The organism is Microbacterium terrisoli (assembly GCF_030866805.1).
Lineage (GTDB): Bacteria > Actinomycetota > Actinomycetes > Actinomycetales > Microbacteriaceae > Microbacterium > Microbacterium terrisoli.
On sequence record NZ_CP133019.1, the window covers coordinates 311,382 to 328,334 of the forward strand.

Consider the following 16,953-nt stretch of genomic DNA (forward strand, 5'->3'; position numbering starts at 1 on the left):
CTCGGGATCGCAGCTTCGGCCGCATGGAGTCGAAGAAATCAGTCCTCGCCGTCCGTCGCCGCCGGCTCGTCGCCCGATCCGGCCCGATGCGTGCGATCGCCGCGGCCGAGAACAGCATCCTTTCGTGGTCTGGCATTCGCCCCGAAATGGTGAAGCCTGCGAAGAACTCGGTGCCGACTGCTGCGTCCGCCGCGACCTGCGACGCACACGCGTGTCGACGCGCCATTCGAGACCTGGGAGCCCGCGGTTACAACGTCACGATCACGCCCATCGCAACCTGGCCCATTGGCGGCATTGGGCCCGACATCGCGCTCAGTTGCGGATTCGCTGCGAGCCCACGGCCGACCGCAGCGTCGATGAATCCGGGACGTGCGAGCACGATGAACGCCACAATGACGTAGCTTCCTCCGGAACGTCCATGACTCCTACTTCGTTCGCTTGCAGCGCAGGTGCAACCGTGACGAAGACAACTACAAGCCAGGCCGTCACTTGCAAGCCTTTGAGCCTCAACAAGGGGGGCACTCCGCCGATATCCTGGTCGGGTGGTGGACCGATTGGGGATCATCGGCGGCGGCATCGTGGGCATCGCGTTGGCGCGAGCTCTGGCGCAGCGCGGTGACGGGGTGACCGTGCTCGAGAAGGAAATGCGGCTCGCGGCCCATCAGACAGGGCACAACTCCGGCGTCGTGCATGCCGGGCTGTATTATGCGCCGGGTTCGCTCAAGGCGACCCTGTGTGCAGCCGGGAGGGCACGTGTCCGGGACTTCTGCACCGAGAAGGGGTTGCCGTACCGCGAGGTCGGCAAACTCGTCGTCGCGCTCGACGACAGCGAGGTGGTCGCGCTCGACGAGATCGAGCGGCGATCGCGGGTGAACGGCGTTCCCGACCTCGAACGCATCGACGACCGCGCGCGGATCGCTGAGATCGAACCACACGTGGCGGGGGTCGCCGCCGTGCATTCGCCGCACACGGCGGTGGTGGACTATGCCTCGATCACCGAAGCGATGGCGCAGGACGTGCGCGCCGTCGGCGGCAGTATTCTGCTTGGACATGAAGCCACGGGGATGCGAGCGGAAGGTTCCCGCGTGCGGGTCATCACGGCGGCGTCGGATCACCTGTTCGACCGGGTCATCGTGTGCGCGGGCCTGCACTCTGACGTGGTGGCACGGTTCGTGGGTGCCGACCCGGCGCCGAAGATCCTGCCGTTCCGCGGGGAGTACTGGGCGCTGCGCCCGGAACGCACCGGGCTCGTGCAGGGGATGATCTATCCGGTGCCCGATCCCCAGTTCCCGTTCCTCGGCGTGCACTTCACCCGCGGCGTGTACGACGACGTGCACGTCGGCCCAAACGCGGTTCCTGCGCTAGCGCGCGAGGGATACAGCTGGCTGCAGTGGTCGGCGCGCGACACCTGGGAGTCGCTGCGGTGGCCGGGTGCGTGGCCTCTGGCGCGGCAGCATTGGCGCATGGGCGTCGACGAGATCAGCGCTTCGCTGCTCAAGCCCCGCTACTTCGGCAAGGCGCGGCGCTTCGTGCCCGAGCTGAGGATGTCGGATCTCAAGCGCACCGTCACGGCGGGCGTGCGCGCCCAGGCGTGGGGGCGAGGCGGCGAGCTGCTCGACGATTTCGCCGTCGACCAGGTCGGCGCGGTGACGCTCGTGCGCAACGCCCCGTCACCTGCCGCGACCAGTTCGCTGGCCATCGCCGATTACCTGATCGAGCATCACCTGTCGCCTCGGGTGTGAGCGTTCGTGCGACCACCGGCCAACTTCCGCGCGGGACTCTGCACCTTGCGTTGTCCGCGCCCGACGCGAGTTCAAGTCGCACTCGCTCGTCGCATCCCCGATTCAGGCCTGAGCGTATGCGGTGCTGCCAGCGGCGCTCGAAAACCGAACAGTTGCGGCCAGGACCTGACACCACCACGATTCAGTCGCCGCTGACGCTGCGCCTCGGCGACGGTGTCGTGCGGTCAGCCCGAACGGCGGTTGTCACGCCAAGACCCAGATCACGCCCCGAACTCAGTCGCGGTAGTGGGAGCTGTGATGACAGAAGCGCGTACTGATGCGCTGTCAGCCGGCATCATGTGCGCATTGTCGTGAGGAGGGCGGCGTTCTCTGGAGAGGGGTAGAGCTCTCCAGATTCGATTCGCAACGCGATCTCGATCGCCGTTCGATTCGCAGGGGCGGCGTCGCCGATGGCCTTCACGACGGTCCCGTTGATCGCGTCGACTTCTGCGCGTCGACCCTTCATCCAGTCTTGGAGAACGGTGGTCCGGGTGAGCGGCGATGAGAAGCGCTCGAGCACGATGTCCAGGAGCCGGGTGGAATACGATCTAGGATCAGTCACGTCTGAATCACTCAAGCCGAACACTGGCCGAAGGCGATTGCCACTGGCCACTGCGGCCGTGGCGGCTTCCAGGCAGCAGACGTTCATGAACGCGCGAACGGCAGGATCTGCGGCAGCCTGAGCCAGTGGCAGACCGAGAATCGCTGACGGCACGAGTTCTCCCGCGTTCGCGACGAGCTTCATCCACTTCGACGAGCGAATGTCGTCTGAGATCTCAACCGTGCCAGCGTGACGGAGAACCTCCGACACCTCGCGGGCCCGAGTGTGCGTCGGTGCGTCCAGGCCGCCCACGGCAAACCACGCAGTTTCCGGCGTGTTCTCGCGATTAACGATTCCTGCCTCGAACATGTTTGAAGCCATCTCAATCACCGCGCCGATCGTGTGCTCGACGCCAAGCACCGCCGCGATGTCGTCGATGCTCATGCCGTTTTGCAGCCCGACGACCAGCCCGTCGTCGGCGAGGACCGGTCGGATGAGCTCGCATGCCCAGCGAGTGTCGTATGCCTTCGTGACAAGAAAGACGATGTCGAACCGTTCGCGCAGGGTTGCCACATCGCAGAGGTGCATCGCGCGGACGGGCGTGATCCGAGTCTGATTCGGCATCCGGACTTCGATGCCGCGTCGTTTCATGGCCTCCACGTGGGCGGGCCACTGCTCAATGAATGTGACGTCATAGCCGCTACGGACAATGTCTGCCCCGATACCGGCACCCTGCGCACCCGTGCCGAGTATCGCGATCTTCGGATCAGTCATGGGCGAGCCTCCCTTTCGTGTTAACTGCCGCTCAACATACGCGGAGGACGAGTGGCTGGGCAAACCCTGCCGATGTCACGAAACGGACTCAATTGAAGAACCTCTTGTGGAGTGTCAGAACATTTTGTAGAGTCTCACTCAACACACGTGCGACGTAGCGTGTGTGCGCTGACAGGAGGGCACCTCGGTGATGAAGGCAGACACGCGAGCGAGTCGCACTCTTACGGCGAGCCGGTTTCGCCCGTCCCAGGGGTTCGTCGCAATCGTCATCGCAACCGCCCTGATCTTCGCACTGGGCTTCTTGATTGCACCCTCGAGCGTTTCTCCTAGCGCTCTCGTGGGCATGATGCCCTTCTTCGCTGTACTGGCAGTCGCTGGGCTGGGGCAGATGCTCGTGGTTCAGCAGGGCGGGATCGATCTCTCGGTCGCCGGTGGGGTCTCTCTGGCGGTGGTCATCGTCGTGCATGAACCAGCTGGCGACAGTTCGAAGCTGGTACCAGCTGTGTTGATGGCGATCGCATTCGCGATTGGCGCCGGAATGCTGAACGGGCTGTTGGCCAGCCGGATCAAGATCAATCCGATAATCGCGACACTGGGCACGAACGCGGTGCTGTATGGCATGGTCTTTGTCATCTCGGGAGGCACGCCGCGGAGCACGACTCCGCTGCTGCGGTCCATCGTGGGAGGGATCACCGGCGGCATTGCGAACTCGGTCTTCTTCGCCCTGGCCGCATTGCTCATTGTCGTGGTCGTGTCGAAGAAGAGTGTCGCGGGTCGCCGCTTCGAGGCCATCGGGGCCAACCCGCGGACCGCGATGGCGATCGGTCTCAGGGTTCGCACGCATCAGACACTTTCGTTCGTTTGGGCCCAGTTGCTGTATTGCCTGGCCGGTATCCTGCTGGCCGGCATCACGAACCAGCCGACCGCATTCCAGGGCGACACATTACTGCTGCCGTCGGTGGCCGTCGTGGTGCTCGCCGGGACGTCACTACTAGGCGGCCGTGGGTTCCCTGTCTCGACCGTCGTCGCTGCGCTGTTCCTCGCACAGCTTCAGCAGTTCGTGCTCGCCCTGGGCATCGGAACGTCAGTGCAAACCCTTATCCAGGCGCTGGCGCTGGTGGTCGGCGTCGGCCTCTACTCCGTTGATTGGGCTGCGGTGCGCCGACGCCTCGTCCCGGAGCGGACGCATCCCGTGCCCGTGTAATCACACTTCGACGCCGATGTCGAATGACGCGCCGCCCGACGGCGCAGCACCTACCCAGGAGGAGTTCCTATGAAGCGCAGCAATATCATTGCCATCGCGGCGGGCATCGTTCTCGCCGCCGCAAGCCTTGCCGGTTGCAGTTCCGGAGGGGATAGCGGCGGAGGTGCCCAGCCAGGAAGCACCGTCGCAGGTGCTCCCTCATGGTGCGGGCCCAAGAAGATCAAGCTCGCTCAGTTGGACGGGTTCGGCGGAAACAGCTGGCGATTGGTCACCACAGCCTCCGGCGAGCAAGAGGTGAAGAAGTGCCCGAGCGTCACGAGCTACGAGTACGCGAATGGCCAGGGCGACACGCAGAAGTCGATCTCTGACATCAACGCATTCGCGTCCAAGGGTGTCGACGCGATGGTCGTATTCGCCGATGCAGGACCCGCGATGCTCCCGACCATTCGCAAGGCGTACCAAGCAGGCATCACGATGGTCCCGTATCGCGTTGAGGTCGGCGGTACGGCTGGCACCGACTATACGCAGTTCGTTGGTGCATCCTTCGTCAACGACGGCGAGAACTGGGGCAAGTGGATCAAGAAGCAGTTCCCAAGTGGGGCGAAGATGCTCTTCCTGAGCGGGCCGAAGGGCAACAGCCAGGGCACGGATGAACTGAAGGGGCTGAAGAACGTCCTCGACGACTCGTACACCTTCCTTAATGAGGCGCCGTACGACGTCACCAACTGGGACCCGGCTCTCACTCAGCAGGTGTTGACGTCCGAGATCGCGAAGAACCCGCAAATCGACGTGATCATCTCCGACTTCGGTCCCTCGCTGGTGGGCGCACTCCCGGTGTTCCAGCAGAGCGGACGGTCGATCCCGGCGATTGCCACGTCGGACGGGAACGCTCTGGGCTGCTTCTGGAAGAACAATGAGAAGGCGAACCCGGACTTCAAGCTGTTCACCGTCGCAACCGGCAACGACAACGTGCGCCTGGCCGTTCAGTGGGCAGTCGCCAAGGCCACCGGCGGCATACCCCCCACAGACACAGTGTTCAAGGCCCCGGTGTTCGAGGACTCGGTCTCTGGCACGCCGCACCCCGTGGAATGTCAGGCCGATCTGCCGGGTGACATCTACCTGTCCGCCCAGCTGAGCCCGCAAGATCAGGCGAAGGCGATCAACAACAAGTAGGACGTGCGACCGGGCGGGCGGCAGCTCGCCCGGTCCAGGCCCACCGGACACAGAAACCAATATGACGATGCCCCTGACCCAGCAACAAGACCTCAGCCAGGATTCCACCGTTGGCGCCGTGGATGACGCGACGCCGCGGATGGTCCTGTCGGAGATCACGAAGCTCTACTCCGGTGTGGCGGCGCTAACGGATGTCTCCGTGGCGATTTGCGGCGGTGAGGTCCATGCCCTGCTCGGAGAAAACGGCGCGGGAAAGTCGACGTTGATGAACGTCGCTTCCGGAACGGTGCAGCCCGATGGCGGGAACATCGAGTTCGAGGGCGAACGGGTGGTGCTCACGCCCACTGCAGCAGCGAAGCTGGGTATCGCGATCGTTTATCAGCACCCGGCTGTGCTGCCCGATATGACTGTCTTGGAGAACCTTCAGGTCTCGTTGCCGGCATCGGTGTTCACGGGCGGCACGACGGCCGACATCGCGGGGCGGATGCTCGATCGAGTGGGCCTACATGTGCATCTGCGGGACCGCGTGGAGGATCTATCAATTGCGCAGAAGCACCTGCTCGAGATCGCCAAAGCGTTCGCAATCAACCCGAAGGTGCTGATCCTCGACGAGCCGACAGCGCCGTTGGGGGAGGCATCCGTGGAGATGCTCTTCTCGATGGTGCGCGAGGCCGTGCGAGACGGCGTCGCGGTCGTATATATCACTCATCGGCTCGCCGAGGTCAGGGAGCTAGCGCATCGGGTGACCGTCCTGCGCGATGGTCGCGTTCGTGGTGAGTCGACGATCAATGCCGTCTCAGATGATGAGCTGCTCGCGATGATCGTCGGGCGGCAGCTCGAGTCCACGTTCCCGCCCAAGCACGTGCGCTCAGATGAGGATCTGGTCGCCTTCGAGATTTCTGGGCTATCCACCGCGCGCTGCGCAGACATCTCAATCCGGGCCACTCGCGGACAGATCATCGGCATCTCGGGCGTCACGGGAAACGGTCAGAGCGACCTCCTGCGGGCGCTGGCCGGCCTCGAGCATTTCGACGGTCAAGTGACTCTCGGAGGCGTCCCACACACGACTCGTGACCTGCTCCACCAGACCGCGTTCGTGCCGGCGGACCGGCACGGAGAGGGGCTCATGATGCGCCTCAACGTCCGGGAGAACGCGGCGGTGGCGGCGTTGCGGAAGTTCCGGGGCCAGTGGCTGTTGAGCCGTAAGAAGGAGCTCTCGCGTGTCATCGAGTCGCTGAGTTCGCTCGACGTGCGAACGCCATCGCTCGATGCGAACGTCGCTGCGCTGTCCGGTGGCAACCAGCAGAAGATCGTCATGTCGCGGGTGCTGCTCTCGGAGCCGTCGCTGATCGTGGCGGATGAGCCGACGCAGGGAGTGGACGTCGGCGCGAGAGCGGAGATCTACCGGATTCTGCGCGAGGTCGCTGACGCTGGCATTCCCGTCATCGTGTCCTCGTCTGACGCGAAGGAGCTGGAGGGGCTATGCGACACGGTAGTGGTGATGTCCCGCGGCCAGATCGTGGCTACGCTTCACGGCGACGACGTCACGGAGGGGCGAATGATCGCCGCTGCAGTGAGCGCAACGACGCTCGACACGGCGACCCTGTCGATTCGTGCGGGCGATGAGCGGAGCAGCAGCGCGTTACGCCGGTTCATTCAGGGAGACTTCGCGCCGTCGATCATGCTCGTCGTGGTCATCATCGCACTCGGCGCGGTTGTCTTCTCGCAGAACGACAGATATCTCTCAACATTCAGCCTGGGCAGCCTCCTCACTCTCGCCACCGCGTTGGGATTCATCGCTCTGGGGCAGACTATTCCGCTCATGCTGGGCGGCATCGACCTTTCGGTAGGGCCGCTGGCGGGCCTACTAGTGGTCGTCGCATCCTTCTTCGTAAATGCGGACAGCTCTTTGTCGATGATCATTGGGGGGCTGTTCCTGGTCGTGGTGGTCGCTGCGGCGGTGGGGATCGTCAATGCTGCGCTTATCCGCTTCGCGAAATTCACGGCGATCGCAGCTACCCTCGCGACGTACATCGCTCTGCAGGGCATGAGTTTTGTGCTTAGAGATGGCCCAGGCGGGCTGATCAATTCGAACGTCAGCGCTGCCATCCAGTCGCAATGGGGTCCCGTGCCTGTGGCGTTCGTCATTCTCGTGGTCGTGGCCGTGGTCGCCGAGATCGCGTTGCGGAAGACCAGATGGGGTCTGCGGTTGCGGGCAGCTGGATCGGATGAGGAATCGGCCCGCCGTGTGGGCGTTCGCGTCAACCTCGTGACTGTCGGCGGGTACGTCCTGACGTCCCTCTTTACCGTCCTGGGCGCCTTGATGTTGATGGCGCAGATCGGCATCGGAGATCCGCAGCAGGGTGTCAGCTATACCTTGGCGAGCATCACTGCGGTAGTCCTTGGCGGGACCAGCTTGCTAGGTGGGCGCGGCACGTTCATCGGCACGCTGCTGGGCGCGGTGCTGCTCACGCAAGTGACTAACGCGACGACATTCCTCGGACTGCCCACCTCGATGACGTACTTCTTCCAGGGCGGGCTGATTCTGATCGCCGCCGTGGCCTACTCGGTCATACGAATGAGGCGCCGACGAGTGCGCCGGGTCACTGTCGCTGAGAGCGGCTCGACGGCCGCGCATTGACGACTATGAGGGAGGAACAGACATGACAGACAGACTGCTCGGCAAAACGATCGTCGTCACCGGCGGAGCATCGGGCATCGGCGCAGCCATCGCGCGCGGTGTAGTGGCGGAGGGTGGCAACGCCGTGGTCGCTGATCTGGACCGCACATCAGCCGAGACTGTCGCGGCGGAACTCGGATCCCGGGCGATTGCGGTGCAGATGGATGTCAGTGATCGAGCGCAAGTAAGGGCCGGAGTCAAAAGGGCTGTGCAGGCGTTCGGTCGCCTCGACGCCTACTTCAATAACGCCGGTATGAACGTGCCCATGCCGTTTTTGGATATCACCGAGACCAATTTCGAGCAAGTAATGCGCGTGAATGCGCTCGGCGTACTCATCGGCATCCAGGAAGCCGCCCGGCAGTTCCTGGAGCAGGGCAGTACGGGCAAGATCGTCAATACCGCCTCGATCGCGGGACGGACAGGGTTTCCGGACTTCGCCCCCTACAGCGCCGCCAAGGCTGCGGTGATTTCGCTGACGCAGGCCGCCGCGCGCGCCCTCGCCCCGCAGCGGATCACGGTCAACGCCTTCGCACCCGGCGTTGTCGCCACGCCGTTGTGGACGAAGCTCGACGCAGACCTCGCCCAAATGGGTAAACCCGATGCGGGATTCGAATCAATGGCCGCCGACATCCTGCTGGGCCGCGCCGCCGTACCTGAGGACATCGTGCCTACCGCTGTTTTCCTCGCGGCATCCGACTCTGACTACATCACCGGACAGGTGATTCCGATCGAGGGCGGCATGATCCTCGTCTGAGGATCTACCGGTCTGCACCAGAAAGAAGGACAACGAAATGGGAACTGCCACGTGGGGCGCGAACGCCGTCGATTGGGAAGAACGCATTCCCATGGATCGACTCCGCAGCGAGCGACTGGATCGGCTCAAGCGGCAACTGGAGGCGTCTGAGCTTGGCGCGGTTCTCGCTTTCGACTTCGCGAACATTCGCTACATGACGGCCACTCACATTGGAACGTGGGCGATCGACAAGATGATCCGGTTTGCCCTGCTCACTCGCAATTCGGATCCGATCATTTGGGACTTCGGCTCGGCGGCGAAACACCACGAGCTGTTCAACCCGTGGCTCGCGACGACGACCGCGGAGATGGATGCGGACCCACACGCGCCGCATGAGGGTGCCACACGGCAACGGCTGGAACACGGATCGCGTGCGGGTATTTCCACGCTGCGGGGCGCACTCTCACCTGATTCCGGAATCGCTGAAGAGGTCGTTCGCAAGGTGAAGCGCGAACTCGAGAGGTTCGGAGTTGCCGGCGAACCGCTCGGCGTGGACATCATCGAGCTTCCGATCTTGTTCGCTCTGCAGCGGGCTGGCATCGAGGTCGTGGATGGTCAGCAGCTGTTCATGGAGACGCGCAAGATCAAGACTTCTGATGAGATCTCGTTGCTCACCCAGGCCGCCTCCATGGTGGACGCTGCGTATGTCGACCTCTATGAGTTCCTCAAGCCTGGAGTCCGTGAAAATGAAGCGGTAGCCCTCGTGGCGAAGTCGCTGTACAACCTCGGATCCGAGTATGTGGAGGGCGTAAATGCGATCTCCGGGGAGCGGTGTTCGCCGCATCCGCATGTCTACTCGGATCGGATCATCAGACCCGGTGACCCTGCGTTCTTCGATATTCTCCACAGCTGGAACGGTTACCGGACCTGCTACTACCGGACATTTGCGGTCGGTTCAGCGAGCGTCGCTCAACGGGATGCGTATAAGCGGGCGCGAGAGTACATGGATCGAGCGATCGCGCTCGTACGCCCCGGAGCGACAACGGCGGACATCGTTTCGGTTTGGCCCACCGCTCAGGAGTTCGGATTCCCGGACGAGGAAGCCGCGTTCGCTTTGCAGTATGGTCATGGCGTGGGGCTCTCGATCTGGGAGAAGCCGATCTTCTCGCGGCTAGTCTCGCTTGACCACCCAGAGACGCTCGAAGAGGGCATGTTCTTCGCGCTTGAAACATATTGGCCTTCGGCAGACGGCTGGGGTGCCGCACGCATCGAGGAGGAGATGGTCGTCACCGCCGATGGCTGCAGAGTCGTCACCAAGTTTCCTGCTGAAGAGCTCCTCATAGCCGGACCGCGTTTCCTCTCGGTCGGCGGCCCGCTGCCTTCCGTTCGGGACTCACAGTCACACCTGAATACTCCTGAGGGACGCGGAGAGCGATGACCGCGACGATGCTGGCAGCCGTCTACCATGGACCGCACGACGTGCGGATCGAGGAGCGACCCGTTCCGGAGGCGGGCCCGGACGAGGTGCTTATCCGGATCCTCCGTAGCGGGATGTGCGGGACGGACGCGACTGAGTGGAAGAACGGCCCGCACCTGTTCCCCTCGGATAGACCGCACGCGATCACGGGCGTGAGTGGTCCCTTCATCCTGGGCCATGAATTCGTAGGCGAGGTCGTGGAGGCACCGGCACGCTCCGCGTTTGCGGCTGGCGACCTCGTCGCCTGCGGCGCTGGTGTCAGCTGCGGTGAGTGCGACCGGTGCAGGGAGGGACGCACGAACTTGTGCGTGAACTACCACACCTATGGACTGAATCAGGACGGTGGGATGGCGGAGTTCGCTGCGGTCACCGAGTCGGTGCTGATGCGGATCCCTGATTCCCTCCCACTCGATGACGCAGGGCTTGCGCAGCCGCTTGCCGTGGGCATGCACGCCGCGCGGCGCTCTGGTGCGGTCGACGGCGACCGGGTGGTCGTGATCGGTGCCGGCGCGATCGGAACTTTCGTTCTGGTGGGACTCACGTCCCTTGCCGAGGTCGATGTGACGGTTGTGGACTTCGCCGGACCCCGGCTGAAGCGTGCTATGCGGCTTGGAGCGACGCGAACGGTCGCCGTCGACGACGGCATGCAGCAGCGGGTCCTAGACGCCCTCGGCGGCCCAGCTGATGTGGTAATCGAGGCCAGCGGTGCGCCTGGACAGTTCGAGACCGCGCTGCATCTGGTGCGGTCCGGCGGCACGATCCTGCAGGTGGGCCTACCCGCGCGCCCCGCTGAGGTCGATCTGCACTCGCTGGTCGTGCGCGAAGTGACAGTGCGGACCACCAACGCCCATGTCTTCGCGGAGGACCTCGGCGCCGCGCTGAACTTGCTTGCGTCCCGGCGCGCGCTCGGCGAGGAGTTGTTGACCGCTGTGCACCCACTCCACGAACTGCCCTCGCAGCTGGAAGAACTCGCCTCTGGACGACTGGAGGGCAAGGTGTTGTTTGACCCTGCCCTCTCCCGATTGTGACTGAGAACTGAAAGGCAACAAATCAGATGAAAGCCGCCGTCTTCCACGCAGCCCGAGACGTACGCGTGGAGCAGGTTGACCCACCCTCGTCGGTGGGGGCACATGAGGTGCTGGTACGCCCGTTCTGGTGCGGCATTTGCGGCACTGATCTGCACGAATACGCAGCTGGGCCGATCGTGACTCCCCAGCATCCGCATCCGCTGAACGGCTCGGTGATTCCGCAGATCCTCGGCCACGAGTTCTCGGCCGAGGTCGTCGAAATCGGCGCCGAGGTCTCGAGCCTGCGGGTAGGCGACCGCGTGACAGCGATGCCCTTGCTTTTCGATAATGATTGCTACTACTGTCGCCGCGGCCTTAACCATTTGTGCGTGCAGATGGCGTGCATCGGCCTGAGCTACGCATGGGGTGGTCTCGCCGAACTGGCCCTGGTCCCCGAGGACGTGCTGACCGTCCTCCCGGATTCGGTGAGTGATCTGCAGGGTGCCCTCGTGGAGCCGGCAGCTGTGGCGGCATACGGCGTCGACACCGGACACGTGAAGCCCGGAGACACTGTGCTGATCACCGGAGCGGGGCCGATCGGAGCACTCGCTGCTCTCTACGCGTCCAGCCTCGGTGCCCAGGTTTTCGTATCCGAGGTCAACCCCAACCGCCAGCGGCTGGTGCGTAGCTTCGGCGTCGCGGAAGTGCTGGACCCTACTGAGATCGACGTCGCAGCTTTCCTGAAGGACCTCCACGGGGGCATTGGTGTGGACGCGGCCATCGAATGCTCCGGCAACGAGAGGGCGCTGCAGACTGCGCTGGCGTCGGTTCGGTCGGCCGGGCGCGTGGTGCAGACAGGTCTGCACACCAAGCCGGCTGCGATCGATCCGATGGTCCTCTCTGAGCATGACATCACACTGGCGGGCACCTGGTGCTACCCCGTGACCGACTTTCCGCGGATCGTCAACCTGATTGCGGCGGGACGGTATCCCGCGGAGAAGGTGGTCAGCGCCCAGATCCCGATCGAGGACATCGTGACCCAAGGCTTCGATTCGCTGCTGGATCCGGCCGGCGCGCAGACCAAAGTGCTCGTGAACGCTCGTGGGTGACAGGAAGGAGGGAACAATGAAGGCTCTGCGATTCGCCGCAAAGGATGTGCCGGAACTCGTCGATCTCCCGATCCCGCAGATCGCTGATGACGAGGTGCTCGTTGCCGCACGAGCAGTGGGGGTGTGCCACTCGGATATCGATTTGCTCGCCGGGCGCTATATCATCCCGTTCGCGTACCCGATCATCCCGGGCCACGAATGGGCGGGTGAGATAGCGCAGGTTGGGTCGAAAGTCACCAGCCTTGTCGTCGGCGACCGGGTTGTTGGAGAATGTGTGATCGGCCAAGATCATTTCGGATTCTCGATCAGCGGGGCTGCGGCCGAGTATTTCGTTGCTAAGCCCGCCTGGCTGCATCGGCTCCCGGATGAGCTGTCCTGGACCATGGGTGCGCTCGTCGAGCCTTTCAGCGTCGCCTACTACGCGATCCTGCGCGCAGGAGGGGTGGATGCGGCCGACACGGCCGTGGTGCTTGGCGGTGGGCCTGTGGGGCTAGCTGTTGCAGCGGCATCCTCAGCAATGGGTGCGCGGACGGTCGTCATCGAGCCCGATGAGCGTCGCCGTGACCTCGCACTGCGCCTCGGTGCGACATACGTCGTCCACCCTGACGAGGCGGAAGCGCTGCTCGGAGAGTTGACCGGTGGGCGGGGCTCAGACATCGTGTTCGAGGTGTCCGGTCGGCCCGCGGTAATGGCACGTGCCCTCGAACTCGTCGCCTTCCAGGGACGGATCGCGTATATCGGAATCGACGTAGGCGGCGAGGCCCCCGCCAAGCTCGGGCTGATCCAGTCCAAAGAATTGCGCATCAGCGGCTCTATCGGCTCCCCGGGAGTATGGCCACAGACGCTGCGATTCCTGGCAGGGAGCGGGATCGATATGACGCCCCTGGTAACGCAACAGTTCGAGGTCGATGACGCTCTCCGCGCAATCGAGACCGCTCATCGCCCTGGACCGGGTGACGTGAAGTCACATATCAGATTCACTGCTGGCGTCTGAACGCCCACGCAAAGAGAGACGTCCGCGACATTCAGTGATGCTCGCGGACGCCTCTGGTGCGTTGTGCAGGTCAGGGGATGATCCGGGCGGCCCGATACTGGTCGAATCGGTGGAGGAAGGACTTCATCGAGTTGCGGAATCCGAGGAAACCGGCCTCACGCGCCTTCGTTGTGTCCGTCAGCACTTCGATCGTCCGCCCGAGGTCGGCGTCGCTGTGCCACCAAGAGGCGAGCCGGTCGATATCGGGCTCCACAAGATCGTGCTGCGCCGCGATCTTTCGCCAGGTATCTCCCATTCCGCTCATGCGCGACTCTAGAGTGCGCACAGAGCCGTCGAAACCCTCCCATGGCACGTCGAAGTACTCGGCGAGCTGAGGCCACATCCACCGCCAGCGAAAGACATCGCCGTTGGCGGCGTTGAACGCTTCGTTGCGTCCGTTCTCGTGCGTCGAAGCCCAGATCATCTGCTCCGCAAGCAGGTCCGCGTCGGTCAGGTCCGTGATGCCATTCCACTGCATCTGCGAGCCGGGGAAGATGAACGGCAACCCGAGCTCCCGGCACAGCGTCCCGTACACGCCAAGTGTCAGCGCCATGTTCATGGCGTTGCCGGTGGCGAATCCTTGCACGGTGTGAGCCCGGTGCACGCTCCAGGTGAAGCCCATCCTGGACGCTGCCTCGAAAAGTACGTCCTCCTGCGCGTAATAGAAGTTGGGGTAGTCGAGCCGTGGCTCGGATTCGTGGAACGGAGTCTCGGCCATCACGGCCTTGCCGTATGCCTCGAAGGGTCCGAGGTAGTGCTTCAATCCAGTCATCAGCGCGACGTGCCGAACGGTGCCGGCTGGTTCGAGCGCGCTCAGTAGGTTGCGGATGGTGGCGGTGTTGGTCGAGATGTTCTCGGCTTCGGTTGCGCGGCGGATCCACGCGGTAATCCCGACGAAGTTGGGGCGGATTCCGGCCAGCGTCTCGCGGGTCGCGTCGGCGTCGAGCAGATCGACTCGAACCCCGGTGACATTGGGCAGCGTCACCGAGCCGCTGCGGGAAACGCCGTATGTGCGCCAGCTCGCATCAGCGAGCTGACGCGCGAGGGCCTGGCCGGAGATGCCGGTCGAACCGGCTACGAGTGCGGTCTCGCGAACATCGTTCATCGACTCAGCCTCGTTCCTCGGCTCGCAGAACATCTTCCAACGGAGGGCGTCCACGCAGGTATGCGCTGATTGCCTCCTGGTGAGGCGTGGTGTACGCCTCCTCGACGAGTTCGATAGTGACCCCGTCTGGATCATGGAAGTAAACCCAGCGCCACCCGGCGAGGGTGCCTTCGTCGACGACATTGGGGCCTGACAGGAATGTGACGCCTTTCGCGCTCAGGCTACGCATCGTCTCTGCAAGGTCGTCGACGTGCAGCGCGACGTGCATGGATCCGAGCCTGTTCTGCGGTGGTGCGGTGTCGTCTCCCTTCGGACGATTGCCGTACTCGAGCAGTTCTAGCGTGCCGTCGCCGGCCCGAAGGTTGACTTGGCGCAGTGACGCGCCAGGCACGCCGACGCCAATGGCGAGGTCGTCGCCGGAGAACCATGGGCTCGGCTCGCTTGCGAACTCGAGCCCGAGCAGGTCGTGGTAGAAGTACACCGATCGGTCGAGGTCCCTGACGATGATGCCCGTATGATGCAAGCCGCGGATTGCCATGCCGTATGCCGTACCCCTTCGTCGGTCTTCCCAGCTGTGAATCCAGGAGGCGAAGTCGCTAGAACCCCCTGTTGACTCACAATTATACTTGTTCTGTAATGGTTAACACTAGATCACCCTGGCCTACGATCGGGAGGTACGTTTTGGGTAAGCGCGAGTTCGGGTCTTTCTACGAGGAACAGGCCTGATCGTGAGTTCGAATGGAGAGCATGCCGGTATGGACGGGCTCGGAGTACGACTCAAGGACGCACGAAAGCAGGCGGGAATGAGCTTGCGGGAACTGGGTCGGCAGGCGAAGGTTTCCCCCTCGTTCATCTCCCAGATCGAGAACGGCCGGTCTCAGCCGTCCGTCGCCACACTGTACGCGTTCGCGCGCATCTTGAACGTGTCTATCGACGAGCTGTTCGATCAGCACGGCGGCGAGGCTGTCGAGCATGGCCTCGTTGCTGGCTCGTGGGGGCCGGATGGCAGCATGAACCCCACGAACGCCTGGCATCCGTCCGAGTTCGCGAACCGGATCTCGGTTGTCCACCCTTCACATCGATCGCGTCTAGCCATGGCAGAGGGGGTCGTGTGGGAGCGTCTGGCCGCCACCCCAGAGCATGCGGTGAACTTCATGAAGATTCTGTATGCCCCAGGTTCCACGTCGACAGCCGGCGGTGAGCTGCAGAGCCATGAGGGCTACGAGTACGGATATGTTCTGCGGGGAACATTGGAGGTGACGGTCGGGTCCGAGACCTTCACCCTCAACGAAGGAGAGTCTTTGGGGTTTGATTCCACCATCCCGCATGTGCTTCGCAACGTGGGCGAGGGCGACTTCGAGGGCGTCTGGTTTGTGCACGGCCGCAGGCATTAATGACCGTTGTGGTCGGACGACACGCTCCGGCCTGAACAGAAAGTGAAGATGATGGCGGAGATCGGATTCTTGGGCCTCGGTGCGATGGGGGCGGCGATGGCCGCGCGTCTGGTCGAGGCCGGCCACACCGTGCACGTATGGAATCGTTCGCCCTCGCCCGTGGATGACCTGGTCAGAAGGGGGGCGGTACGTGCCCCATCAGCTTCCGCGGCCCTCGCACACGGTATCTCGTTCTCGATGCTGGCCGACGACCAGGCCTGCGAAACCGTCTTCGACGACGTCGCACTCGCGGCGGTTTCGGGCGTGCATGTCAACATGGCCTCGATCAGCCCCGCGGCGGCGGATCGGCTCTCCGAGCGCTTCGCCGCAGCGGGGGCTGGATACGTGTCGGCGCCTGTGCTCGGCCGGCCGAATGTGGCCGCTGCGGGTCGATTGAACATCCTGGCGGCCGGCGACGTGGTAGCCGTCGCGACGGCGCAGGAGTTCTTCGATGTCCTCGGGATGCGCACCTGGTCGTTCGGTGAACGTCCGCGTGCGGCGAATGTCGCGAAGGTTGCGGTGAACTACAACCTGGTTCACGTGATCCAGGCGCTGGGCGAGTCTTTCGCGTTGGTGGAATCGCAGGGGATCGATGTCGCGCAATTCCAAGAACTTCTGACTCACTCTCTGTTCGGTGGCGACGCGTACCGCGTGTACGGTGCTGAGATCGCTTCTCAGAGTTATACGCCCCCGGGATTCGCCATGGCGTTAGGGGCGAAAGACCTGGGCCTGGCAGCGGCGGTCGCCGCGGAGGATGGCCTCCTCCTGCCGACGCTGCCCGCCCTGCAGCGGGTGTTCCAGACCGCGCTCGCTGACGAGGAGATATCAGGTGCAGACTGGGGGGCAGCGGCTGAAGTTACACGTAGGCGGAAGATCGGCCGCGGCGACGAGCAGTGACATAGT

15 protein-coding genes are annotated in these 16,953 nt (G+C 63.7%); 12 read left to right on the forward strand and 3 right to left on the reverse strand.

The window, feature by feature from the left end; all coding sequences use genetic code 11:
- Window positions 1–23: 23 nt before the first annotated feature.
- Both QU603_RS01385 and lhgD read left to right on the forward strand, forming a co-directional pair.
- On the forward strand, window positions 24–401 hold the full coding sequence (locus QU603_RS01385; protein ID WP_308492714.1) for a hypothetical protein: 378 nt from the start codon (window positions 24–26) through the stop codon (window positions 399–401).
- A gap of 141 nt (window positions 402–542) precedes the next feature.
- Window positions 543–1,742 (forward strand): L-2-hydroxyglutarate dehydrogenase, encoded by a 1,200-nt coding sequence (gene lhgD / locus QU603_RS01390; RefSeq protein WP_308492715.1) that lies wholly within the window; start codon window positions 543–545, stop codon window positions 1,740–1,742.
- A gap of 334 nt (window positions 1,743–2,076) precedes the next feature.
- Here the strand turns inward: lhgD and QU603_RS01395 are convergent, their stop codons facing one another.
- Window positions 2,077–3,096 (reverse strand): ketopantoate reductase family protein, encoded by a 1,020-nt coding sequence (locus QU603_RS01395; protein ID WP_308492716.1) that lies wholly within the window; start codon window positions 3,094–3,096, stop codon window positions 2,077–2,079.
- 343 nt (window positions 3,097–3,439) lie between these two features.
- Between QU603_RS01395 and QU603_RS01400 the strand changes: the two genes are divergently transcribed.
- The 8 genes from QU603_RS01400 to QU603_RS01435 all read left to right on the forward strand — a co-directional run bounded on the left by QU603_RS01400 (window position 3,440) and on the right by QU603_RS01435 (window position 13,473).
- A complete protein-coding gene (locus tag QU603_RS01400; protein ID WP_308492717.1) occupies window positions 3,440–4,300 on the forward strand; it encodes an ABC transporter permease in 861 nt (286 codons plus the stop codon).
- 69 nt (window positions 4,301–4,369) lie between these two features.
- Complete coding sequence (locus QU603_RS01405; RefSeq protein WP_308492718.1) at window positions 4,370–5,473, forward strand: substrate-binding domain-containing protein; 1,104 nt, start codon at window positions 4,370–4,372, stop codon at window positions 5,471–5,473.
- A 61-nt stretch (window positions 5,474–5,534) separates the two neighbouring features.
- Complete coding sequence (locus tag QU603_RS01410) at window positions 5,535–8,114, forward strand: ATP-binding cassette domain-containing protein (RefSeq protein ID WP_308492719.1); 2,580 nt, start codon at window positions 5,535–5,537, stop codon at window positions 8,112–8,114.
- Window positions 8,115–8,136: 22 nt separating this feature from the next.
- Window positions 8,137–8,907: an SDR family NAD(P)-dependent oxidoreductase gene (locus QU603_RS01415; RefSeq protein ID WP_308492720.1), complete on the forward strand. Its 771-nt coding sequence runs from the start codon at window positions 8,137–8,139 to the stop codon at window positions 8,905–8,907.
- 37 nt (window positions 8,908–8,944) lie between these two features.
- Complete coding sequence (locus QU603_RS01420; protein ID WP_308492721.1) at window positions 8,945–10,324, forward strand: M24 family metallopeptidase; 1,380 nt, start codon at window positions 8,945–8,947, stop codon at window positions 10,322–10,324.
- Window positions 10,321–11,391 (forward strand): zinc-dependent alcohol dehydrogenase, encoded by a 1,071-nt coding sequence (locus QU603_RS01425; protein ID WP_308492722.1) that lies wholly within the window; start codon window positions 10,321–10,323, stop codon window positions 11,389–11,391. The genes QU603_RS01420 and QU603_RS01425 overlap by 4 nt, the downstream gene beginning before the upstream one ends.
- 65 nt (window positions 11,392–11,456) lie before the next feature.
- On the forward strand, window positions 11,457–12,479 hold the full coding sequence (locus QU603_RS01430) for a 2,3-butanediol dehydrogenase (RefSeq protein WP_308492723.1): 1,023 nt from the start codon (window positions 11,457–11,459) through the stop codon (window positions 12,477–12,479).
- 16 nt (window positions 12,480–12,495) lie between these two features.
- Window positions 12,496–13,473, forward strand: a complete 978-nt coding sequence (locus tag QU603_RS01435; protein WP_308492724.1) for a zinc-dependent alcohol dehydrogenase — start codon at window positions 12,496–12,498, stop codon at window positions 13,471–13,473.
- A gap of 70 nt (window positions 13,474–13,543) precedes the next feature.
- Here the strand turns inward: QU603_RS01435 and QU603_RS01440 are convergent, their stop codons facing one another.
- Together QU603_RS01440 and QU603_RS01445 are read right to left on the reverse strand one after the other, a co-directional pair.
- Window positions 13,544–14,650: an SDR family oxidoreductase gene (locus QU603_RS01440; RefSeq protein WP_308492725.1), complete on the reverse strand. Its 1,107-nt coding sequence runs from the start codon at window positions 14,648–14,650 to the stop codon at window positions 13,544–13,546.
- Complete coding sequence (locus QU603_RS01445; protein ID WP_308492726.1) at window positions 14,622–15,155, reverse strand: VOC family protein; 534 nt, start codon at window positions 15,153–15,155, stop codon at window positions 14,622–14,624. The genes QU603_RS01440 and QU603_RS01445 overlap by 29 nt, the downstream gene beginning before the upstream one ends.
- A gap of 217 nt (window positions 15,156–15,372) precedes the next feature.
- Here QU603_RS01445 and QU603_RS01450 point away from each other — a divergent pair, with 217 nt between their 5' ends.
- On the forward strand, window positions 15,373–16,011 hold the full coding sequence (locus QU603_RS01450) for a helix-turn-helix domain-containing protein (RefSeq protein ID WP_308492727.1): 639 nt from the start codon (window positions 15,373–15,375) through the stop codon (window positions 16,009–16,011).
- Between the two features lie 48 nt (window positions 16,012–16,059).
- Window positions 16,060–16,947, forward strand: coding sequence for an NAD(P)-dependent oxidoreductase (locus QU603_RS01455; RefSeq protein WP_308492728.1), 888 nt, complete (start codon window positions 16,060–16,062; stop codon window positions 16,945–16,947).
- The last annotated feature ends 6 nt before the right edge of the window (window positions 16,948–16,953 follow it).